Annotated in this window: 16 protein-coding genes; 9 read left to right on the top strand and 7 right to left on the bottom strand. The window is 53.5% G+C overall.

Features of this window, described 5'->3' with window-relative positions; genetic code table 11:
- Positions 1-18: 18 nt before the first annotated feature.
- The 3 genes from ACTUJZ_RS13605 to ACTUJZ_RS13595 all read left to right on the top strand — a co-directional run bounded on the left by ACTUJZ_RS13605 (position 19) and on the right by ACTUJZ_RS13595 (position 5967).
- Positions 19-2880 carry a TonB-dependent receptor gene (locus ACTUJZ_RS13605; protein WP_463636886.1) on the top strand — a complete coding sequence of 954 codons (2862 nt, stop codon included), beginning with the start codon at positions 19-21 and terminating at the stop codon, positions 2878-2880.
- Positions 2881-2995: 115 nt separating this feature from the next.
- Positions 2996-4489, top strand: coding sequence for a tryptophan halogenase family protein (locus ACTUJZ_RS13600; protein WP_463636877.1), 1494 nt, complete (start codon positions 2996-2998; stop codon positions 4487-4489).
- Complete coding sequence (locus ACTUJZ_RS13595) at positions 4486-5967, top strand: tryptophan halogenase family protein (RefSeq protein ID WP_463636876.1); 1482 nt, start codon at positions 4486-4488, stop codon at positions 5965-5967. The genes ACTUJZ_RS13600 and ACTUJZ_RS13595 overlap by 4 nt, the downstream gene beginning before the upstream one ends.
- Positions 5968-5970: 3 nt before the next feature.
- On the opposite strand, the gene ACTUJZ_RS13590 is transcribed toward ACTUJZ_RS13595, so the two are convergent.
- Genes ACTUJZ_RS13590 through ACTUJZ_RS13580 form a run of 3 tightly spaced genes read right to left on the bottom strand, consistent with a single transcriptional unit; the run spans position 5971 to position 10071 of the window.
- Positions 5971-7386 (bottom strand): TolC family protein, encoded by a 1416-nt coding sequence (locus ACTUJZ_RS13590; RefSeq protein WP_463636875.1) that lies wholly within the window; start codon positions 7384-7386, stop codon positions 5971-5973.
- The gene (locus tag ACTUJZ_RS13585) at positions 7386-8420 is read right to left on the bottom strand and encodes an efflux RND transporter periplasmic adaptor subunit (protein ID WP_463636874.1); all 1035 of its coding nucleotides are present in this window, start codon (positions 8418-8420) and stop codon (positions 7386-7388) included. The genes ACTUJZ_RS13590 and ACTUJZ_RS13585 overlap by 1 nt, the downstream gene beginning before the upstream one ends.
- Positions 8410-10071, bottom strand: coding sequence for an ABC transporter transmembrane domain-containing protein (locus tag ACTUJZ_RS13580; protein WP_463636873.1), 1662 nt, complete (start codon positions 10069-10071; stop codon positions 8410-8412). Before ACTUJZ_RS13580 ends, ACTUJZ_RS13585 begins: the two co-directional genes overlap by 11 nt.
- 101 nt (positions 10072-10172) lie before the next feature.
- On the opposite strand from ACTUJZ_RS13580, the gene ACTUJZ_RS13575 reads away from it, so the two are divergent.
- On the top strand, positions 10173-11075 hold the full coding sequence (locus ACTUJZ_RS13575; RefSeq protein WP_463636872.1) for a LysR family transcriptional regulator: 903 nt from the start codon (positions 10173-10175) through the stop codon (positions 11073-11075).
- Here ACTUJZ_RS13575 and ACTUJZ_RS13570 read toward each other — a convergent pair.
- The gene (locus ACTUJZ_RS13570) at positions 11072-12202 is read right to left on the bottom strand and encodes an HD domain-containing phosphohydrolase (RefSeq protein ID WP_463636871.1); all 1131 of its coding nucleotides are present in this window, start codon (positions 12200-12202) and stop codon (positions 11072-11074) included. The two genes, ACTUJZ_RS13575 and ACTUJZ_RS13570, sit on opposite strands and share 4 nt — an antisense overlap.
- 166 nt (positions 12203-12368) lie before the next feature.
- Here ACTUJZ_RS13570 and ACTUJZ_RS13565 point away from each other — a divergent pair, with 166 nt between their 5' ends.
- From ACTUJZ_RS13565 to ACTUJZ_RS13545, 5 genes are all read left to right on the top strand, one after another.
- Positions 12369-13094 (top strand): 1-acylglycerol-3-phosphate O-acyltransferase, encoded by a 726-nt coding sequence (locus ACTUJZ_RS13565; protein WP_463636870.1) that lies wholly within the window; start codon positions 12369-12371, stop codon positions 13092-13094.
- A 33-nt stretch (positions 13095-13127) separates the two neighbouring features.
- Complete coding sequence (gene rraB / locus ACTUJZ_RS13560) at positions 13128-13520, top strand: ribonuclease E inhibitor RraB (RefSeq protein WP_463636869.1); 393 nt, start codon at positions 13128-13130, stop codon at positions 13518-13520.
- A 164-nt stretch (positions 13521-13684) separates the two neighbouring features.
- Positions 13685-14953: an ABC transporter substrate-binding protein gene (locus tag ACTUJZ_RS13555; protein ID WP_463636868.1), complete on the top strand. Its 1269-nt coding sequence runs from the start codon at positions 13685-13687 to the stop codon at positions 14951-14953.
- A 21-nt stretch (positions 14954-14974) separates the two neighbouring features.
- Complete coding sequence (locus tag ACTUJZ_RS13550; RefSeq protein ID WP_463636867.1) at positions 14975-17647, top strand: ATP-binding protein; 2673 nt, start codon at positions 14975-14977, stop codon at positions 17645-17647.
- 130 nt (positions 17648-17777) lie between these two features.
- On the top strand, positions 17778-18023 hold the full coding sequence (locus tag ACTUJZ_RS13545; RefSeq protein WP_463636866.1) for a DUF6482 family protein: 246 nt from the start codon (positions 17778-17780) through the stop codon (positions 18021-18023).
- A gap of 142 nt (positions 18024-18165) precedes the next feature.
- Here the strand turns inward: ACTUJZ_RS13545 and ACTUJZ_RS13540 are convergent, their stop codons facing one another.
- From ACTUJZ_RS13540 to pepA, 3 genes are read right to left on the bottom strand one after another with little or no spacing between them, the layout of a single operon-like run.
- Positions 18166-20937 (bottom strand): valine--tRNA ligase, encoded by a 2772-nt coding sequence (locus ACTUJZ_RS13540; protein WP_463636865.1) that lies wholly within the window; start codon positions 20935-20937, stop codon positions 18166-18168.
- Between the two features lie 15 nt (positions 20938-20952).
- Positions 20953-21375 (bottom strand): DNA polymerase III subunit chi, encoded by a 423-nt coding sequence (locus ACTUJZ_RS13535; protein ID WP_463636864.1) that lies wholly within the window; start codon positions 21373-21375, stop codon positions 20953-20955.
- 6 nt (positions 21376-21381) lie between these two features.
- Positions 21382-22887: a leucyl aminopeptidase gene (pepA, locus tag ACTUJZ_RS13530; protein WP_463636863.1), complete on the bottom strand. Its 1506-nt coding sequence runs from the start codon at positions 22885-22887 to the stop codon at positions 21382-21384.
- Between the last annotated feature and the right edge of the window lie 252 nt (positions 22888-23139).

The raw sequence follows: 23139 nt of genomic DNA, 5'->3' as shown, positions 1-23139 counted from the left end.
CTTGCCGTCAGTTCGGCAATGCTTGCCAGCCAGGCATATGCCCAACAAGAGCTTTATCCTGATACAGACGAAGATGTTGAAGTTATTGCGGTTAAAGGGATCCGCGGCTCGCTAATTCGCGCTCAGGCAGTGAAGATGGACAACTCCTCCATTGTTGAGGCCATCTCTGCTGAAGACATCGGTAAACTGCCTGACTCCTCTATCGCTGAATCCTTGGCACGTTTGCCCGGCCTGGCCGGTGAGCGGGTCGGCGGCCGGACCTCCGGTATTTCTGTACGTGGTTTTAAAGAAGATTTTATCGGCACTTCACTTAACGGCCGTGAACTGATTGGTATCGGTGATAACCGGGGTGTGGAATTTGACCTTTACCCGGCCGAAATCATGACCGGTGCCACCATCTATAAATCGGTGGATGCCTCACTGATGGTGCAAGGAGTGGGGGGTACCGTTGACCTGCAAACTGTGCGTCCGCTGGCCGCTCAGGAAACCCTGACCCTGACCGGCGTACTCGAGCGCGGCGGGAATGATTCAGACAATCCGGAATTTGATAATAAAGGCCACCGCTACGCGCTGTCTTTTGTCGAAAAATTTGCTGACGAAACAGTGGGTCTGGCCCTGGCCATTGCCTCTACTGAATCACCGCGTAACGAACGTAAGTACGGTGTATGGGGTTATGGTGACAACAATGGCGCGCTGATCCCATTTGGTTTGGATACCCAGGCCATCAGTCGGGTGCTGGAGCGTGATACCATTTCCGGCATCTTCCAATGGCGCCCTAATGAAAACTGGGACATCGTGGTCGATGTGCTGGACATTGATTACTCCGATTCAGGCGTGATCCGTGGCTTTATCGAACCCTTTGAATTAAGCACTGCCTCCTTATCCGGCACTGGTGCCAACTCCACCGGTATTCAAACCAACGTGAATCCGGTACTGCGGACTGACCCGGCGCAAAAGGACGGCGAGCTGCAAACCTTTGGTCTGAATGTAAAATACTATCTGAATGACGCCTGGTCGGTGGCATTGGATGTGGCCGAAAGCGAGTCCAGCAAACGCGATCTGCGCGGTGAATCCTATGCTGGTTTAGTGCGTAACGGCGCAGCCCTGGCACCCGGTGACCAGCGCACCCGGAATTTTACCATGAGTCCGGATGGCATCATGTTCAGCGGCAGCACCGGCCTGGAAGCCTTTGCTGATCCCAGCTTACTGCAACTGACCGGTCCGCAGCCCTGGGGTGGCGGTCTGGCCAACCTGGCCGACCAGTTTGAAACCGATGTACTGCGCGCCGATGGCCAACCCTACGACTATTTTAATGCTCAGGATGGTTTCTTAAACTTTGCTGACTTTGAAGAAGAGCTGACCACCGCACGTTTTGAAGCTTTTGGTCTGGTTGACTGGGGCATTGTGAATGAAGTGAACTTTGGTATTCGCTATTCCGATCGCTTCAAGAGTAAAGACAACAAAGGCTTTTTTGCCACCGCTTCGTCTTACCCGTTCTCTGAAGCCATTCCGCAGGAATACCTGTACAACGGCCTGGCAGATCTGACCTGGGCTGGCCTGGGTCAGGTTGTCGCCTACGACGGCTTTGCTCCCTATAACGATGGCGAATATACCCTCAATGATGCGGGCCTGCTGGAGCCGGATCGTTTAGGTGACACCTACAGTGTGGAAGAAGAAACCACCACCCTGTTCGCCAAATTTGACTTTGAAACCGATGTCGCCGGCTTTTTCGTAACCGGTAACTTTGGTGCCCAGTATGTGCAAACCGACCAAAGCTCCACCGGCTTTATCGGTGTGGTAGGGTCTAACTTCAAAGTGTGTGATGCCGATGATGACGGTATGGTTGATACCAGTTGTATCACTACCATCGAAGATGATTATTCGCATTTTCTGCCTAGCTTAAATGTCAACGTTGAGCTGGATGAAAAACGCTATATTCGCTTTGCTGCGTCAAAAACCATCAGTCGTGCCCGTATCGACCAGATGAAAGCATCAGGGTTTGTGAAGTTTGACCAAAACATCAACCTGATCGCCATCCCGAACACAGCAGAGGCGGTGGAAACCTATGGCACGCCATGGTCTAAATCGCAGGGTAACCCGCGTTTGCGTCCGCTGGAAGCCAACAACTTCGACCTGTCGTTTGAAAACTATTTTGAAGACGAAGGGTATGTGTCACTGGCCTTGTTCTATAAAGACTTGGTTAACTGGACCCGCGATGGTAACCAGACCATCGACTTTACCAACGATCCGACCAACAATGGCGCCAACTACTTTATTCCTGGCTTCCACGATCGTATCGTCGGTAGCGACGGCCTGGTTGGCCCGGATGGTACCGAATACGCTCCGGGCACTTACCTGACACCGCCAGACCTAGGCACTTTCTCCTTCTTTGAAGATGGCCTGGAAGGCGAAGTCAAAGGCGCCGAGGTCACTGCTCAGATCCCACTTAATAAGGTGGCTGATTTTCTGGAAGGCTTTGGCCTGGCCGGCTCTGCCACCTACATCGATGGCGAGTTAGAGGATGGTACTGCCATTCCGGGTCAGTCTGACCGGGTCTACTCTGTTACTGCCTACTATGAGCATGGTGGCTTTGAGTTCCGGGTTGCAGCCACCGACCGGTCAGAGTTTTTGACCTATCAACGCGGCGGCTCTAACAAGATTGATGCAGCCACCCGTGATGCCATCACCCAGGTCGATGCGCAAATCAGCTATGATTTTGCCGACAGCGGCATTCAGTATCTGGAAGGCTTGCGCGTGTCATTGCAGGGCCAGAACCTGACTGACGAATTAGAAGAAACCCGCGATGCCAACGGCCTGGTTACCTTACGCCGTGAGTTCGGGCCTTCGTACCTGCTCAACCTGAATTACTCGTTCTACTAAGCACTACCGCCCTGCCTGGTCCTCAGGCAGGGCACATTCACTACAATTGTCTTGCTTTTGATCTTAGTTTCACTACAGTCATCCTTTTGCTAAGGGGTAAAAAAAGGATTCGCACATGCAAAAACCGGTTCGCAAAGTCGTTATTGCCGGTGGCGGTACCGCAGGCTGGATGGCAGCCGCATTACTCAAAAAAGTGTTACAAAACCAGGTGGATATCGAACTGGTTGAGTCGGCCGACATCGGCACCATCGGGGTTGGCGAAGCCACTATCCCGCCCATTCAGACCTTTAATCAATTTTTGGGCTTAGACGAAAAAGCCTTTTTGCGCGAAACCAATGGCACCATCAAGCTGGCCATTGCTTTTGAAAACTGGCGCAAACAGGGCGAACATTATTTTCATACCTTTGGCGCGCCCGGCGCGACACTGGGCTTTTGTGGGTTCCAGCATTACTGGCTGCGGGCCAAAAAGGCCGGCATGACCCAGTCTATCTGGGATTTTGACTTAAACTACCTGGCCTGTCAGGCCGGCAAGTTCAACAAAATTCAAACCGACAACCCGGTGTACTCCATGGGGTATGCCTATCATTTTGATTCCACGTTGTACGGCCAGTTTTTGCGCCGTCTGGCCGAACAGGCTGGCGTCAAACGTACCGAAGGCACCATCGATCATGTAGCCACCCACTCTGAAACCGGATTTGTTGAGGCATTGCAGCTGACCGACGGCCGCCAGATCCAGGGCGACTTTTTTATCGATTGTACCGGCATGCGCGGCCTGCTGCTTAAACAGGCATTAGGGGTAGGTTTCGAAGACTGGTCGCACTGGCTGGCTGCCGATACCGCGTTGGCGGTGCCGTCTGAGCGTCACACCGAAACAGCCCCCTACACTCGCAGTATTGCCCGTAAGGTTGGCTGGCAATGGCGGATCCCGCTGACCCACCGCAACGGCAATGGCCTGGTGTTCAGCTCTGCCTACATGAATGAAGACACCGCCTATCGCACCTTAATGGACAACCTGAACACCCCGGCGCTGGACGAGCCGCGTACCATCCGCTTTAAAACCGGCCGCACTGAAAAGCAATGGCACAAAAATGTGGTAGGCATTGGCCTGTCCAGCGGCTTTTTGGAGCCGCTAGAGTCCACCAGTATTCATCTGATCCAGTCCGGTATTATCCGCTTGTTAAAAATGTTCCCGCACAATGCGGTGACCCCGTCCACCGAGGCACTGTACAACCGCGACTCGCAGGAAGAATTTGAAACTATTCGCGATTTTATCATTTTGCATTATTACCTGAACGAACGGGACGATTCGGATTTTTGGCAGGATATGCAACGATTGTCGCTGCCAGACCGTCTGGCGCAAAAGATTGAGGCGTTTAAAGATACCGCCACCATCTTTAACGAACAAAATGATATTTTCCGCGACGCGTCCTGGGTGCAGGTGATGATGGGCCAGGGCATCATGCCGGCAGATTATCATCCGTCAGCCAATGTGCATACCAACGGCGCTATCTTAGACATCATGCAAAAAATTCATTCGGCCAAACAACAGCCTCTGAGCCAGATGCTGGCCCATGACGACTTTTTAACCCGCTATACCAAGCCATTATGACACCCCAGCAACTGGTGATTGTGGGCGGTGGCACCGCCGGCTGGATGGCAGCCAACCTGCTGGCGCATTATCTGCGCGATGAGCCGGTGCGCATCATGCTGGTAGAGGCTCCGGATGTGCCCACCGTGGGTGTGGGTGAAGGCTCCACCCCGACCCTGCGGCGTTTTTTTGCTGAGCTGGACATTGCCGAGCACGAATGGATGCCGCAATGTCAGGCCACCTACAAAGTGGGCATTCAGTTTAATCAGTGGAGCCCACAGCGCGGGCCGGCCAGTTATCGCCACCCGTTTATTTCCCAGCTGGATACCTTCAGCGAGCGCCCGTTCACGGTCAATTGCCAGACCCGTCGGCTGGGACTGGATGTCACCACTCACCCGGAAGCCTTTTTATTTAATGGCTATCTGGCGGCCAACAAGTGCGCGCCAGTGACACCGGATAATTTTCCATTTCGCATTGAATATGGCTATCATTTTGATGCGGCCAAACTGGGTGAGTTTTTAAAACATAAAGCCATGGCTCGCCAGGTGGAGTATTGCCAGGTGCATATTGAAGAAGTGGCGCAACACCCCAGTGGCGCAATCAAGGCCTTGCATACCCGCGATGGCCAGATGATTAACGGCGATCTGTTTATTGATTGCAGTGGCTTTCGCTCGTTGCTGGCCCAGCAAACCCTCAAGGTGCCATTTCGCAGTTACCAGCAAAATTTATTTAATGATCGCGCGGTGGTGCTGCCCGGCACCGCCGATGCAAGCCGCCCGGTAGAAACCCAGGCCACCGCATTAAGCGCCGGATGGACCTGGTCGATTCCGCTGCGTAATCGCACCGGCAACGGCTATGTGTTTAGCAGCGCCCACCTGTCTGACGATGCCGCCGAAACCGAGCTGCGGCGCCATTTAGGGCTGCTGGATGACCCGACTCCGGCGCGCTTTTTACCCATGAAAGTCGGCCGGGTGGAACAACACTGGACCCACAACTGCCTGGCGCTGGGCCTGGCCCAGGGCTTTATCGAACCGCTGGAAGCCACCGCGCTGCATTTGGTGCAACTGTCTATCCGCCACTTTGCCAAGGCCTACCAAAAAGGCCGGCTGAGCGCCCAGTATCAGGGTGAGTGCAACACCCAAATCAATGCCCTGTTTGATAATGTGCGCGATTATATTGTGGCGCATTATGTGCTCAATACGCGTAGCGACAGCCAGTACTGGCAGGACAACCGCAATACCCAGGCGTTGCCAGAATCCTTATTGAAAATTTTAGATGTGTGGTACCGGCGCGGCGACCTGGCAGCGCAGTTACAGCAACAGCCAGAAGAAAGCCAGTTCTCGGCAGCCTCCTGGCATTGTTTGCTGGCCGGCTACGGGGTGTTCCCGGAGCTGGCAACTAACCAGCCCGGCAGCGGTGATTTATTTAAAGAGCATGATCTGGCGCGTTTTTTTGCCGGCTGCCTGTTGAATTTCAAACCTCAGGCCAGCTTGTTTTAGTGCCTACACGGCATCATTAAGCTCGGTGGTCAGATAGTACAGATACAGCTGGCTGTGCAGTACCTCCACCCGGGCAGCAACCAGCTTCAATTGAGCTTTGATATAGGCGATCTGGCGGGCATTTAACACAAAGATGTCAGTATCGCCGGCTTCAAACCGGGTTTGCTCTACTTGCTGTAAGCGGTCTGCCAGCGTTGCGGCCTGCTGGTGTAGCGCCTGCATCTCAGTGCTTTGCTGCCATTTGGCCACCGCGGTATCAAATTGCTGCGCCAGCTTTTGTTCCACATCCTGCAGCTTAAATTCCAGCTGGCGAATCTTGGCCCGGCTGCTGGCCAGTTTAGCCTCTGCCTTGCGGTTGCCCAGCGGGTAACTAAACATCAAGCCGACCTTGGTATCAGTCTGCCCCAGCGTGGGCGAGCCATTACCCCAGTCGCGGGCCACCTCCGCCTTAACATCCAGCTTGGGCAACAGATTGTTGCGGGCCAGACGCTGGGTATTTTGTTGCTGGGATAAGGCAATAGACACCTGCTGCCGCTTGGGATGTTGATGCAAGGTGGCGCGCAGTGACGGCAGCAGAGTATCACTGACCCCGAACTGCCAGTTGGCTGGCTCTAACGCCGGTTCACTGCGGGTAGGTAGCGATTGGCCAATAAAGTAACTGAGCTTGGTTTTGGCAGCCAGCCGCTTTTGTTCTTCGGCTGCTTGTAACAAGCGCACTTCTAGCAGGTTGGCTTCAAAGGCCTGCAGGGTCACACTGGCTTCATCGCCCTGCTCCACCCGTTTAGCCAGCAAGCGCTGCTGTTTTTCTAAAGCCTGGCGCAGCGACGCCAGCCGGGTGAGCTTGGCATGGCTTTCATACCAGTCTAAAAAGGTTTTGGCGCCGGCAAACAACAACTCATTACGGCTTAGGGCATACTCAGTTTCAAAACTGTTGATCGCCAGCCGCGCATTGGCCACCCCGGTACGCCGCTCATCGATAGCGCGGCCACGCAACAATGATAGTTTCACCCCCAGGCTGGTCTCGCCGGCACTTAAGGTATCGTACTGGCCTTCATAATCCGGAAAAGTGCCATCACTTATCTGATATTGCGAATACCATTCGCCGTTAATCGACTCCAGCGGGTTGGCAAACTTGGTGGTGGCCACATCGCCACTGTAATAGCCTGACAACCGGCTATTGACCGACTGTGACAGATACGGGTCAAAATCAGCCAGTGCACTGTCCACCGCTAGCGACTGCTGACGCCCCTCTTCATGTAGAGCCTGTAAATACGGATGCTGCGAAGCAATAATTTGCAACACCGATTCCAGGGTGACCGCAGGCCGTGCGGGCGTCTGTGCCCGGCTGTCGGCGTATTGCTGAGCCTGAGCCAGCCCGGCCCAGGCCAGCGCCGCACACAAAAATCCCTTAGTGCGCATTATTTACCCCCTGATTTTGCCGACGGTTCCACCACCGGCCGCGGCGGGAAGTTATTCAACTGACGCCACATTTCATAGCCCAAACGAACTTCTTCTAGCAATATCCAGGCTTTTACCCGGCTGCCAAAACGCACCACCGCTTCCTGGGGCCATGGGGTGGCACTCTGGTCGGCCCGGATCCAGACATTAAAATTGCCCTGGGCATCGGCCACCGGCTCCACATAAATCACTTTACCGGCAAAGGTGCCAATGGCGGCATCCGGCCAACCGGAAAACTGAAATACCGGCCAGCCTTCAAATTGCAGGCGTACTTCACGGCCCGGCTCAATGAGCGGAGCATCCATCCCACTGACCGACACCCGTACTGTGCGCTGGATTTCCGCCGGGATGAATTCGCCCAGCACTTCACCGGCTTTCACATAGGTTGACGGCCCGCCAGATTTGAGTTTGACCATGACCCCGTCAGCCGGCGCCACTTTGGTCTGGGTGCGCTGGCGCGAGAGCTCAACACTGGCTTTATTAATTTCAGACTGTGATTTGGCAACCTTGGCAATCAGCTCCTGCAACTTAATTTGCGCTGCTTCCACCGTTTTGGTGGAGGCCACGCCCTGTTCCAGCAACGCCTGTTGCCGTTTTAAGTTGTTGCGGGCATTGGCCACTGCACTCTGGTTGGCAACATTGACCGCTTCGGCAGCTTCCAACTGGCCTTGTAGCTTAGACACCAGCTCTTCGTCCACATCAATCAGGGTCACGATTGGCTGGCCTTTGGTCACTGACATGCCTTCTTCCACATGCCACTGTTTAATTTGCCCGGAAACCAGTGCCGAAATAGGCTGGGTGCGTTCTGCCGGATCCAGCGAGTCGACCTGGCCGGTGCCATAGGCAGTTTGCACCCACGGCGTGAACCACAATAGCGCGGCGCTCAAGGTCACCAGCACCAGCACCACCACCATCAAGATGCGATAAGCCCTGGGCATACCCACCGTGCGCAAAGCGGTGATTTTTTCTAAATAGCGTTGTTGATTATCGCGCATGGCCGGCCCCTTCTGGTTGGCTGGTCAATTGTTCCAGCTCAATGATGCCGTCAAAAAAGTCGCTGTGGGGCGCGTTGGTAAAGTACAGCACAGTGGCCTCCAGCTGTTCGATGATCCCTAATAGCGGTAAGCGCATGTCTTGGGGGATAGCATCGAAGTGTTGGTTGATAATCACAATATTTGGCTGTACCAGTAAGGTGGCCGCCAGTTTAAGCAACAGGAATTGCAATGGCTGCAGCGGGCTGCCCATCACCGACAAGGTCGTGCGCATGCCATCAGGCAGATGTTGAATGACATCCAGCAGGCCCACTTTTTTCAGCGCATCGTAAATTTGCCCGCTGCCCGCCGCCGGCGCGGCCATGGCCAGGTAGTCCTCGATGGTACACTCCACAATCAGCGCGCGATCCAGGGTCATCACATTTTGCCGCCATTCAAACACATCATAGTCCTGCAAGGCCTGGTCACCCAAAAACAACGTCCCACCTGCCGGTTTTTCATGGCGTTTCAAAAAGCTGATAAATTGTCTTTGCAGCCAGCTTTGGTGAGTCATCACAAAACATTTTTGCCCCGGCCGCAGGGTCATGGATAAGTTGAAGGCCTGCTCACCGTGAGCAAAACGCACCTGGTCCAGACGCAGCGCACCATTGGCCGGCAATGCATAGCGTGCCGGTGGGGTTTGCTCTTGAGGCATATCCAGTGCCCGCCCCAGTTTTTCAGCGGCACCGTATAGTTCATAGTACAGTTTCAGATAGATAGAAAACCGCGAGATGCCCAGAAAGACCGCCGACATGATCAGCTCAGCTGCCACCAGCTGGCCCAGCGACAACTGCCCCTGCACCACCAACACACCGCCAATGCCCAGCAGCAGCGCACTGGCCATTGCATACAGCAGTAAAAACATCACCGCCTGGGTAAAGGTAAAGCGAAAATGCTGACAATGGGCGCCAAGATACTGCTCGATATGCTGTTCGGTGTTGGTCGCCGCGTAATCCAGATGCCGGCCAGATTTAAAAAACTCGTGGGCCGAAGCAATATCATTCAGCCATTTTGCATTGTCATATTTGGCTTGAGACAACGCCACGGCAGTGGCTTTGGCGCGCCCGCCCCAGATCTTCCAGATACCCAGCATCACCAGCAGGATCAACAGGTTAAACGCAAAAAAGGCCGGATGGTAAAAACTGACCAGAGTAAAGCCCACCAACATCTGCAATACCAGCGCAAAGCCATCAATCATCAGCGAAGGAATATTTTTTTGAAAGGTCATGATATCGAAGTAGCGCTGCGTGATAGTGGTGTTGCGCCGCCCTTCAAAAAAACTGTGTGGGGCAAAAATGGTTTTGAGGCTTAACTGGGAGGTCAGCCGCGCATAGACTTTGCGCTCATAATACTCCATCACCCGCATACGCATGGCACTGAAGCCGGCCGACACCAGCAAGATGATAAACAATACCACCGCCAGCGTGACGACGGCTTTCACAGACGCGGTATTAACCACGCTATTGATCAGGGTTTGAACTGCCAATGGCACTGCCAGTGTCAACAAGCCAATGGCCAGGCCATAGACTATCGCGGCGGAGAAAAAACTGCGGTCGGGTTTTAACAGCCCGAATAAGGTGGTCCGAACCGCTTTCAGGTTGACCATTTTTGCCATAGTACAAACGCCTGCTTGAAATAGTGAGAAAAAGTGTACAACACCCTTAGCTCAGTTAAAATCTGATAATATCGATCACAAACATCGGAAAAAACTGATAAATGCACCACCTAAATTACCATCATTTGTATTATTTTTATCTGACCGCCAAACTTGGCAGTATTGCCAAAGCGGCCAAAGCCCTACATGTTACCCCGCAAACAGTCAGCGGCCAGCTGGCGACTTTTGAACAGCATTGCGGATTTAACCTGTTCGACCGGGTGGGTAAACGGTTGCAACTGACGCCCGTCGGCAAACGGGTATTCAGCCAGGCCAGTGAGATTTTTAAAAAAGGCAATCAGTTAGCCGAATTTTTACGCGCCGGTGATGCCCAGGCCCATCGTGAATATACGATAGGCCTGACCGATGCTATCCCCAAAGTGCTGGCTTTTGATTTTATTCATCAGGCGATGGCCGCTAACCCCACGGTGCGCTTTGAATTCAAAGAAGGCACCTTTGACCATCTTGTTAGTGAGCTGGCGGTGAATCGGATCGATATTGTATTAGCCGACCGCGGGGTGGCTCCCGGGGCTACAGTGTCTGCCATCAGTCATAAGCTGGGTGAGTCCAGTGTCAGTTTTTTTGCCAGTGCCGAGGTCACTGAGCAATTGAGCGGCACCTTTCCTGACTGTCTCGACCAGGCGCCCATGCTGATGCCGGGGGTGCGCTCGGGCATTGCCCATGGACTGGCGTCGTGGCTGCAGGACAGGCAGGTGTTTGTGCGCCAGGTGGCCGAGTTTGACGATAGCGCGTTGCTAAAATTATTTGGCTCGGAAGGATTTGGCATTTTTTGCGCGCCGACCTGTATCAGTGCTCATGTGCAGGCGCAATATCAGGTGCGCCAGATCGGCACTGCCGACACCCTCAAAGAACAATTTTTTGCTCTGACCCGACACAATCAGGCCGACAATCGGCTGGCACGCAAGCTCATTGACCATGCCAGCGCGTTGCTTAACCCTGCCTAACTGGCCTGTTTGGTTAACAGTGCCGCCATCGCATGGTTGAAATGGTGCATCCAGCGCGGGCAAAACTGCCCTTCTGCTTCCCGATTCATTTTGACCACTGCCTGCTTTTTGGTGATCTGGCGATCGCGAATGTGGGCGCGGGCGTGAGTCAGTGCATCATAGGTATCCAGGATAGCCAATAGCCGCGCACCGTCACAAATGTCAGCGTCTTTTAAGCCAAGCGGGTAGCCATTGCCATCGGGGCGCTCATGATGTTGCATCACAATTTTACGTGCCTCATCCCATTGATCCAGATGCTCCAGTAAGCGCGCACTCTTATATACATGCGAGCGCATCAGATTAAATTCATTGTCGCTGAGCGGATCGGTTTTATTGAGCAGATGCAGCGGCATAAACGCCATGCCAAAGTCGTGGGTGTAACAAGCCACCGCCAACTGGTCATCATCCACCGGCTTGCCCGCCAGGTGGTTGATATAAAGCGCTAATTTGGCTATACGATCGCCGCGCCCGGCCCAGTAATTAGAACGATGTTCGATGGTTTGCATCATTTCTCTGAAAAACAGCATATCCATCTGCTTTTCAGCACTTAACGCTTTTGGAATACCGGTTTTCGATAAAGTGGCCGGTTGGCCGCTGCCGGTGTCATCGCCTGGCGCATCCAGATCCGGATTTAGCAACAATACTGCTTCGTACAATAAGCGTTCATGCTCGGCCTGATTATCCGGCGTCAGCCGGGCCACCGCCAGCACCAGTTGTTGATGCAGCTGGTCATCATAGCGGGCCTGGCCGTCATTCATTACTGCCTGGACAAAGGATTTAACCCGATCCATGGTCAGCAATACCAGATCGCTCATGGTACTGGTGTATTGAATATGGCCTTTGCGCAGATAATCCAGCAAATCCTCGACCCGCTGCAGTAGCGGGATCATGGGGGTAAAATTCACCAGTCCCAGATCGCCTTTGATGGTGTGTACCGAGCGAAATAACGAACGCTGCAATTCATTATCCTGTGGCCGCAGTTCCAACTCTATCAGCGTTTGCTCGCTGGCTTCATAGAGTTCATTAATCTCTTCCATCAGGTCATTCAGGATATCGGCTTCAAGATCGTCGGGTACAAATGTGAGCATTAAAATCTACCGCAGGGTCATTTAAGGGTGGGTGAGCTATAAGGCTATCGGTTTTACCTGCTGCCTTCTTTAGTTCTTTAGGTTAAAAATTTTATCTTACTGATCGGACATCAATCACCGGGCGAATCATTTATACTGCGCCGCAAAGCTGACAAAAGGAAACTGAGTGCTCGCGTTTTTACGAATTATTCTGCTGTTTTTCGCCTTCATTCTTATCAATCTTGTAGTCTTCGCGGTATGTATCGCGCGGCCGTTTAACCGCAATAATGTGCATTTTGCCGGCAATGCTTACGCCATGATGGCACCCATTGTAGGCTTGCGCCTGAAGCTGCGGGTTGACCCGGCGCACCAGCGTGACACCCCGTATGTGTATATCGCTAATCATCAAAATAGTTTTGATATTATTACCATCTGCAAGGCGGCCATGCCAGGGGTGGTCACCGTGGGTAAAAAAAGCCTCAAGTGGATCCCTATTTTCGGGCAGATTTACTGGTTATCCGGCAACATCATGATTGATCGAAAAAACAGCGGCCGGGCACGCGATACCCTGATGCAGGCCGGCAAAAAGATTCGCCAGCGCCGCACCTCGGTGTGGTTGTTCCCTGAAGGTACCCGTAGCAATGGCCGTGGTTTACTGCCCTTTAAATCTGGTGCGTTTCGCCTCGCTCAGGCAGTTAACGAGCCAGTGGTGATGGTCACTGCCAGTGAATTGCACAACAAGGTACGCTGGAACCGCTGGGATAATGGCACGGTACTGATTGATGTGTCGGCGCCGCAGGTGGTCGACAGTTCCAAATCGGTCCGCGAATGGACCGACAATTTTCACGCGGCGATGCTGAAAAAGAAACAGCAACTGGATGCAGAAGTCGCTGCGCTGGAAAAAACCGGTTAAACTTGGCGCTGACATTTCGTAACTGTTGAACGTATGAAACAAATTGAAGAATTTGCCGAATGGCAGGAATTTAACCAGGACACCATCGACGCGCTGTTAGAAGACGGCAGCCAGGCCGATGCCGATTATGAAATTGAGCATCATTTTGCCAGCCAGGATTTTGACCAGCTGGAAAAAGCCGCTGTTGATGCGTTTAAAGCCGGCTTTGAAGTGACCGATGCTGAAGAGCTGCCGCTGGATGATGGCGGCACCGTGTTTTGTTTTGATGCCACCGCGGAGCGCAAGCTGGAGCGCCCGGCGCTGGATAAAGATGTAGAAACCCTGCTGCATATCGCTGATAAGCATGATGTGGTCTACGACGGCTGGGGCACCTATTTTATGCCGCGCGGCGAAGAGCTCGACAGCGACGACCACGACGACGAGTAACCGACCCGGTGGCGTGACGCGGCATTCGCCTTGTCACCCGCTCGCCTATTGCATGATGTAACTGGTCGCAATCACCTGATTATCTTGCTGTTCTGGTTGGTAGATTGGCGGTTTTAGTGCCAGAATGAACAGATTACGCTGACTAGGGAAGGTACCCCTCTCACATGGTTGATTCTGCTGACGATTGCACACGCCGCCGATTTGTAAAAGGCGCCCTGGCAGGCACCTTTACAGCCGGAGTGGCGCCTTTTGCTATCGGTCGCGAAAAACCCCTGGTTCGGGTCATGGGTACCCATGTCACCCTGCAGGAAACCCTGCGTCAGCGCGCCATGGAAGATCTGGGGATCCAGCTGGCCTTTGAGCCCAATGGTTCGGCCGCGGTGCTACAAAAAGCCGCCATGCAGCCGCAAAGCTTTGACTTGTATGAACAATGGTCAAACAGCATCAATGTGCTATGGCGGTCCCGCGCCATCGCGCCAATTGATGTGCGACGTCTGACCTATTGGGACGAAATCAATTCTTTATCCAAAACTGGCAAATTGCGGCCCGATGCACGCATGGGCGCCGGTGATGCTCCCCACAAGATTCTAAACGTGCAGGCCGATGGCAGCCTGGGGGCCAGCCCCACCGGCCAAATCAGTTTTTTGCCCTACGTGCACAACGTCGACTCCTTTGGCTACCACCGGGAGGTGATTCGCCAGACCTTTGGCAGCGAGCGCGAAAGCTGGGGCTGGCTGTTAGATTCTCGCTTGTCCGGTAAAGTGGCAATTGTGAATGACCCCACCATCGGGCTGTTTGATTTGGCCCTGGCTGCGCAGGCCAGAGGACTGGTGGACTTTGCCGATATTGGTGCCATTTCCCGCCCTGAGCTCGATCAGTTATTCAGCGTATTGCTGGAGTTAAAACAGCTAGGTCATTTTGCCGGCTTTTGGACTTCGGTGCCCGAGTCGGTGCAGTTTATGCGCAATCAGCGTACGGTGATTGAAAGCATGTTCTCGCCGGCTGTGACCACGCTGAACAGTGAAAATATCCCGATCACCTTTGCCGCGCCGCTGGAGGGTTATCGCGGCTGGCATGGGGTGATGTGCTTATCGGCCGCCACCCGCGGGCGACAAAAAGACGCGGCCTACGAGTATATGAACTGGTGGCTGTCCGGCTGGCCGGGGGCTTTTATTGCCCGCCAGGGCTATTACATCAGTAACCCGCAACGCTCAGCGCCGTATTTGTCAGAGGCTGAGTGGGATTACTGGTACGCGGGTAAACCAGCCAGCCAGATTTTGCACGGCACCGATGGCCGCGAGGTGGTGCAACCGGGTGAACAGCGCACCGGCGGAAGCTATGAAGACCGTTTCAGTAATGTGGCGGTGTGGAATACAGTGATGCCCACCTATGAATACAGTTTACAAAAGTGGTATGAGTTTTTGACTTCTTAACCTGCAAGGTCGCCGCGTTTTATGATTGCTTCTATTCGAACACAGCTGGTTATTGTTTTAATTGCTCTGATTGCCTTGTTGCTAGTGCAGGGTACGATTGCCACAGCCAATCAGCAGGTGCTGGAAGAGGGGATCAGTGCCTCGGGCCAGGCGGTTATGGATGTGGGGCTGGTGGGCGACTTGCAGCGCGATGTACTGGATTTGCAGCGTAATGTACTGATCTTCAAAGAAACCGCCAGTGACTCAGCAGTAAACCGCTTTGAACGGTTGATGAAATCCATTAATCAAAAGCTGGACGCGCTGTCTTCTTCACGCCTGCGCCAGCGCCCCAGCCCGCAAAGCAATGACCGCTTGAGCCGTATGCAACATCACCTGCAAGCCTACGATAAAAATTTTAAACAAGTCGTGGATGCCCGCTTGCAACGCAGCAATGAGCTGGATGTACGCAGTGTATTTGGCCAATTGGACAGCAAGACATTGTTGCCTGCCGCTGATGGCAATGAAGTCAGTGTCAAGGAGCAGGCCACCCGGCTGCAACTGTTATTGAGCCAGGCAGAAAATGCAGCATTGCAATATGTGGTCGACCCCGATGCCCAACACACCGAGCAATTTTTGACCGCCATGGGCCAGGCCAAAGCCTTGCTGGGCGAGGAAACCGGTGCCGACACCGCCCCGCTGCTCGCGGTGGAAGAACGCTTTTTAGCCTTGACCCAAATCATCCAGAATAACCTGTTTTTGGTCAATGTGGTGATGGCTGGCTCGGCCAACGAGTTTTTGTATTTAAGCAGTGAACTGGCCGAAGAGGTCAATCGGCAGTACACCAATATAAAAGCCCAGACCCATGCTCAGGCTGAAGCCGCGCAACGTAATTTAAATCTGGTCACCCTGTTTGCTGCGCTGCTGGCGCTGGCCGCTGCCATCTTTACTTTTGTACGAATTTTGGGGCCCATCCGAGGCATCACCAATGTATTCCAGCGCCTGGCCGTAGAGCAAAATGTGCAAGCGATCCCCGGGCGCAACCGCAATGATGAAATAGGCCAACTGGCCCGCGCCGCCGAAGTGTTCAGCGATAAAAACCAGCAAACCCAGTTGCTGCTACAAGAAGCGCAGCAGTTAAACAAACAGCAGGAAGAGCTGAACCAGGCGTTACAGGAGTCCAAACAAAAAGCCGAGGCCGCCACCGCGTCGAAAAGTATTTTTCTGGCAAATATGAGCCACGAAATTCGTACCCCCATGAATGGCATTATCGGCTTACTGGAGCTGGCGCAGCATCAGCCCATGTCGGCGCTGTTGCGCGGCTACCTGAACAAGGCGGCCTACTCCGGGCGCATCCTGATGAGCGTCATTAACGATATTCTGGATTTTTCCAAAATTGAAGCCGGCAAACTGGAATTAGAAGAGATCAGCTTTTCCCTGCACTCGGTGTTCGATAATTTGCTGGCGGTCATTGCTCTGCGTGCCCAGGAAAAAAACCTCAGTGTCAAAATGACCGTGGCCCCCCACCTACCAGCCAAAGTCATCGGCGATTCACTGCGCTTATCGCAAATATTGCTGAATTTGTGCAGTAACGCCGTAAAGTTCACCCAGCAAGGTGAGGTCAGTATACGCTTTGATGGTGAACTGTCGCCGGCTGGTAATCGATTGAACTTGCACATTGAAATTCAGGACAGTGGCATCGGCATGAACGATGCGCAGTTGAAAAAAATCTTTTCCCCCTTCACCCAGGCCGATGAAGCCACCAATCGCAAGTTTGGCGGGTCCGGGCTGGGGCTGGCCATAGTGTGCCAGCTGGTAGATTTAATGAATGGCGAGCTGGCGGTCAATTCGGTGCCGCGCCAGGGCTCGGTGTTTCATGTGTCGTTGCCGTTGCGCGTGTTTAAAAATCAGCCTGGCATGCTGACCAATACCCCCGCTCTCCCTTTTGGCAGCATGTATTTTTCTGATTCTGCCCTGCTGGCGCCAGAGTACCGGTCGGTGCTGCGCCTGCCAGATGCGCCTCAACCGTTGTCGGATCTGAATGCCGAAATTGGTGCGCCCTCCTGTGTGGTGGTGGAAGTAGAAAACTACAGCACCTTTCAGGAATTGGTGGAGACGCTGGAGGCGCTGGTGCAAGGCGGGGTTAAAACCGGCCTGGTGCTCAATACCCAGCCTGGCAAGCTGGTGGAGAAGGTCACAGCACGCTGGCCGCACTCACTGTTGGTGCACCCGTTTACTCCGCAACAACTGGACATTTTTGCCCGTGAGCTGACCGGAGCCGCCTTGCCTGAAGTGCCGGAAAGCGCCCCACCCACCCCGCAGGATGCCTTTGAGGGTCATGTGCTGCTGGTAGAAGATAACACCATTAACCAGGTGGTGACCGGTGAGATGCTGCGTACCTTAGGCATTAGCTATGACATTGCCGAGGATGGCCAACAGGCCATCACCAAGGTGGAAAACTCTCCCGACTATGACCTGGTGCTGATGGATGTTCAGATGCCAGTCATGGATGGCTATGCAGCCACCCGCGCATTACGTGATGAAGGCTTTACCCAGTTGCCCATTATCGGGCTGTCGGCCAATGCCATGAAAGACGACAAGCGGATGGCCATGGAAGCTGGTATGAATAGCTACATTACCAAGCCGGTGAAGCGTGAGGCGCTGGCTCGCCAGCTAGCGGTTTACCTGCAGCCGGCGCGCAAACGTCAGGGCCAGTAGCCAGCCAATCCGGCCTCTCAGTCACCGGTATTTTCAGCGCAAAAACAAAGGTTTTGTGTTGCACAGGCTTAATGATCATTTTAATACCGCCTATACTATTAATTCATACCATTTTTATGTGGATTTATTTATGAATTTGTACATCGAGTCAATTGAAGGCGGTAACTATGTAGTGGAAACCGGCGACGGCGATTCACGCAAAACCGTGATGAAGTCCGACGGTAAGCCGAAAACTTTTCACTGCCTGACCGAAGTAAGAACCTATTTTGAAAATACCGACTTCGATAAAGTGTGGTTGCGCCAGATTACTCCTTATGAAGAAATGGTCGGCTCAACCAGTGATAATGGCCCGTTGGAAATTGAACTGGAGTGGTGAGTATGTTTGCTCATTGCTTAACGCATCAAAACACTTACCCATAAAAAAGCCCCGCTTCTCAACGGGGCTTTTTTTGATGCGTTAAGCAACTTAGAGTGGCCAGCGCCCACAAACTATGGCGTTGGCTCACCGGTGACAGGGATTACAGCGCACTAATCGTAGCGTGTTGCTCCTGCAATTTAGTCAGTTGCTTTTGTGCTTCGTCTTGCTTAGCACGCTCTTTGGCAATCACCGCCTCTGGCGCATTGCTAACAAACTTGTCGTTAGCCAGCTTGCCGGTCACCCGGTCCAGATCTTTTTGTGCTTTTTCCAGCGCTTTGTTCAGGCGCGCCAGTTCGGCATCTTTATCAATCAGGCCAGCCATGGGGATCAGGATCTCCATATCACCCACAATGGCTGTGGCGCTAGGCGGTACCTCGTCGCCCTCACCCAATACGGTGATGCTCTGCAGGCGTGCCAGGCGGTCGATAAACACTCGGGCAATATCAATACGCCGGGCATCGTCTTCACCCACAAAGCGCAGCTTGGCATCCAGCGGCTTGTTAGGCGAGATATCCATCTCCCCGCGAATATTGCGCACACCGACAATAAAGCGTTTGACCCATTCAATATCGGCCAGCACCTGACTGTCTTGCTCGTCGGTATTTTGCGCTGGGAATGGCTGTACCATGATGCTGTCAGTGTTGTCTTTCACTGCGCTCAGCGGCGCCACTTTTGCCCAGATTTCTTCGGTGATGAACGGCATAAACGGATGCAACAAACGCAGCATGCTTTCCAGCATATTGATCAAAGTGTGCCGAGTACCGCGTTTTTGCGCCTCACTGCTGGCATCGCTGTTTAACACAGGCTTCGTCAGCTCAAGATACCAGTCACAGAATTGGTTCCAGGTAAACTCATAGGCTGTTTGGGCAGCAATGTCGAAGCGATAATCCGCCAGCGCTTGCTCAAACTCCTGCAGAGTTTGCTGGAACTGGGCTTTTATCCAATGATCCGCCAGGCTTAGCTCCATCTCACCGCCATCACGACCAGTGTCCTGATCCTCGGTGTTCATCAGCACAAAGCGAGAAGCATTCCAGATCTTGTTACAGAAGTTACGGTAGCCTTCTACCCGGCCCATATCAAAGTTGATATCGCGGCTGGTGGATGCCATGGCAGCAAAGGTAAAGCGCAGCGCATCAGTGCCATAAGCCTGAATACCGTCCGGGAACTGGGCCCGGGTACGTTTGGCAATCTTTTCTGCCAGTTGCGGCTGCATCATGCCGGCGGTACGCTTAGCGACCAGCGACTCCAGTTCAATGCCGTCAATCAAATCAATGGGGTCAAGCACATTGCCCTTTGATTTGGACATCTTATCGCCGCTTTCATCACGGATGAGGCCGGTGATATAGATATCTTTAAAAGGGATCTTACCGGTGAACTTTTTGGTCATCATGATCATTCTGGCCACCCAGAAGAAAATGATATCAAAGCCGGTAACCAGTACCGACGACGGCAAGAAGGTTTCCAGTTCTTCCGTTTTCTCAGGCCAGCCTAAAGTGGCAAATGGCCATAGCGCAGAAGAGAACCAGGTATCCAGCACATCGTCATCCTGGCGCAGCACGACTGAGTCAGCCAGCTGATGCTTGGCGCGCACTTCAGCTTCATCACGACCGACATACACCTGGCCGGCATCGTCATACCAGGCCGGAATGCGATGGCCCCACCACAGCTGGCGTGAAATACACCAGTCCTGAATGTTGTGCATCCACTGATAATAGGTTTTGTTCCAGTTTTCCGGGATAAAACGGATCTCGCCGGACTCTACCGCTTCAATAGCCGGCTTGGCCAGTGATTCCACTGCCACATACCACTGGTCAGTCAAAAACGGCTCGATAACCGCGTTGGTACGATCGCCGCGGGGCACTTTTAACTTGTGGTCGTCGATCTTGACCAGCAGGCCTGCGGCATCAAGGTCTGCCACAATTTGCTTACGGGCATCGAACCGATCCAACCCGCGATAAGCTTCAGGCGCTTCATCGTTGATTTTGGCATCGGCGGTGAGCACATTGATCATCGGCAGATCGTGGCGCTTACCCATGTCGTAATCGTTAAAATCATGGGCCGGAGTGATTTTGACACAACCGGTGCCAAATTCGGGATCCACATAATCATCGGCGATGATGGGAATCAGGCGCTCAGTGATAGGCAGGCGAATTTGCTGGCCAATCAGATGAGCATAGCGCTCATCTTCCGGGTGCACGGCTACCGCAGTATCGCCCAGCATGGTTTCTGGCCGGGTGGTGGCTACCACCAGCTCACCGCTGCCATCGGCCAGCGGGTAGCGCATGTGCCACATGTGGCCGGCTTCTTCTTCATTTAATACTTCTAAGTCAGACACCGCGGTGTGCAGTACCGGATCCCAGTTTACCAGGCGCTTGCCGCGGTAAATCAGGCCTTCTTCGTGCAGCTTCACAAACACTTCGGTAACCGCATCCGACAGATTATCGTCCATGGTAAACACTTCGCGATCCCAGTCTGGCGAGGTGCCAAGACGACGCATCTGCTGGGTAATGGTACCGCCGCTCTGCTCTTTCCATTCCCAGATCTTTTTGACAAAGTCGTCACGGCCCAGGTCATGGCGGGTTTTGCCATCGGCGTTAAGCTGACGCTCCACCACCATCTGAGTGGCGATACCGGCGTGGTCGGTGCCCACCTGCCACAAAGTATTGTCGCCCTTCATGCGGCGGTAACGGGTCAGCGCATCCATAATAGTTTGCTGAAAACCGTGGCCCATGTGCAGGCTGCCAGTCACATTCGGCGGTGGCAAAAGGATACAATAAGGGTCTCCGTGCCCGGATGCTTTGAACATACCCGAAGCTTCCCACTTCTGGTAACACTGCTGCTCAATGGATTTCGGTTCGAAGGTTTTGTCCATACTTACTCTCAAGGGTTAAGCTGATTTAAACTGCATCTGGCAGCCAGCTTGCTGAAATTGTTTATAACGATCCCGTGCGGCTTGTTTGGCAGAGGCTTCTGCCGGCACAAAATCAATAATGCGTTGAAAGGCCTGTAGCTGCGGCGGCAACTGCTGGCTTAAATTTACCAGTAACTGGCGCCGGCCTAATTGTGCGGTTTGCCAGCATAGCTCCACCGGGGTGCCGGCAGGCGGGCCTTCACCGGCCATATTATGCGGCACAAAGCGCCCGGCCGGTAGCTGCCAGAGCAAATCATCCAGCGCTTCGGCTTGTTGCTGGCTGGCACACAGCACCGCAATGCGCTGTTTACTGGCAAAGGCATCGGCAATAAGTTCACAGGCCCGCTGGGGGCCTGCATCGACTGACTCGGTCAGCTGGTAAAACGTGACGTGCGGCATGCCGCGTTAGTCCTCGTGGTTGATGCCAGCGCGGTTCATCAAAAACTGCGACAGCATGGGGACCGGGCGGCCGGTGGCGCCTTTGTTTTTGCCACTGCGCCAGGCCGTACCGGCAATGTCCATGTGGGCCCAGGTGTATTTTTTGGTAAAGCGTGACAAGAAGCAGCCAGCCGTGATGGAACCCGCGGGGCGTCCGCCCAAGTTAGTCATATCGGCAAACGGGCTATCCAGCAGCTCCTGGTACTCATCCCACAGCGGCAGACGCCAGGCGCGATCCGAGCTTTGCTCTGAGGCATTAACCAGCTCGTGGGCCAGCGGGTTGTGCTGGCTCATGACCGCTGAGGCATGGTGGCCCAGGGCAATGATACAGGCGCCGGTCAGAGTGGCGATATCGATCACCAGCTCGGGTTCAAAGCGCTCTACATAGGTAAGTGCATCGCACAATACCAGGCGACCTTCGGCATCAGTGTTCAACACTTCAACTGTCTGGCCCGACATGGTCGTTAAAATATCGCCAGGGCGATAGGCCTGGCCATCCGGCATATTTTCACAGCCAGCCAGTACGCCAATCACATTAATGGGCAGATTCAGTGCAGCCACCGTGTGCATGGTACCCAACACGCCGGCAGCGCCGCCCATGTCGTATTTCATTTCATCCATGCCGTCGCCGGGCTTGATGGAGATACCGCCAGAATCAAAGGTTAATCCTTTGCCCACCAGGACAATGGGCGCCTGGTCAGACGGCCCACCGCGGTGGGTAATGATACTCATCATGGATTCATTGGCAGAGCCGCGACCCACAGCCAGATAGGCTTGCATGCCCAGTTCGGCCATTTGCGCTTCGTCTACCACCTCGGCTTCGACACTGTCGTATTCAGTGGCCAGCTTTTGCGCCTGCTCCCACAGATAGGCCGGGTTACAGATATTAGGCGGCATATTGGCCACATCACGAGTGACCTTGGCCCCGGCACTGATAGCCAGGCCGTGATCCACAGCGCGCTCACCCACGGTCAGTTCACGGCGGGTGGGCACATTGAATACAATTTTGCGCAGCGGCCGACGCGGCTCGCCTTTTTTGGTTTTCAGGTGCAAAAAGGTGTACAACGAATCCTGGGTGGCTTCTACAGCCTGGCGCACTTTCCAGTAGGTATCGCGGCCTTTAACATGCAGCTCGGTTAAAAAGCACACGGCTTCCATTGAGCCAGTTTCATTCAGTGTTTTGATGGTTTTGGCGATGATTTGCTTATACTGGCGTTCATCCAGTTCACGTTCTTTGCCGCAACCAACCAGCAGCACGCGTTCGCTCAGTACATTGGGTACATGGTGTAACAGCAGCATCTGGCCGGCTTTGCCTTCCAAATCGCCGCGGCGTAACAGATTGCTGATGTAGCCGTCACTGATCTCGTCCAGCTGTTCAGCGACCGCAGTCAGGCGACGTGGCTCAAAAACCCCAACCACGATGCAGGCACTGCGTTGTTTTTCCGGGCTTCCACTTTTTACACTAAACTCCACGATGACACCTCGCTTTAATCTTTATTGTGTTTGCACAAATACAAAATCACATAACGTTTTGCACTGCATCTGTGTTTTAATACGCAGCCAAACTTGCATGGCCAGAGGCTATGTCGCAAAGTGGCTGAATATCGCCTTGTGTAACATAATTATGGTCAAAATCCATGCAAACGGGTACACAAATTCAGGCAAAACTTGTAAAAACGGTTAGTTTACTCAAAATTGTGCGTTCTTTCACTATAAATCCAATTA

Source organism: Alteromonas sp. WD8-37 (assembly GCF_055326825.1).
Note: the sequence above shows the minus strand (reverse complement) of the source record. Positions and strands in the feature narration are given on the sequence as shown.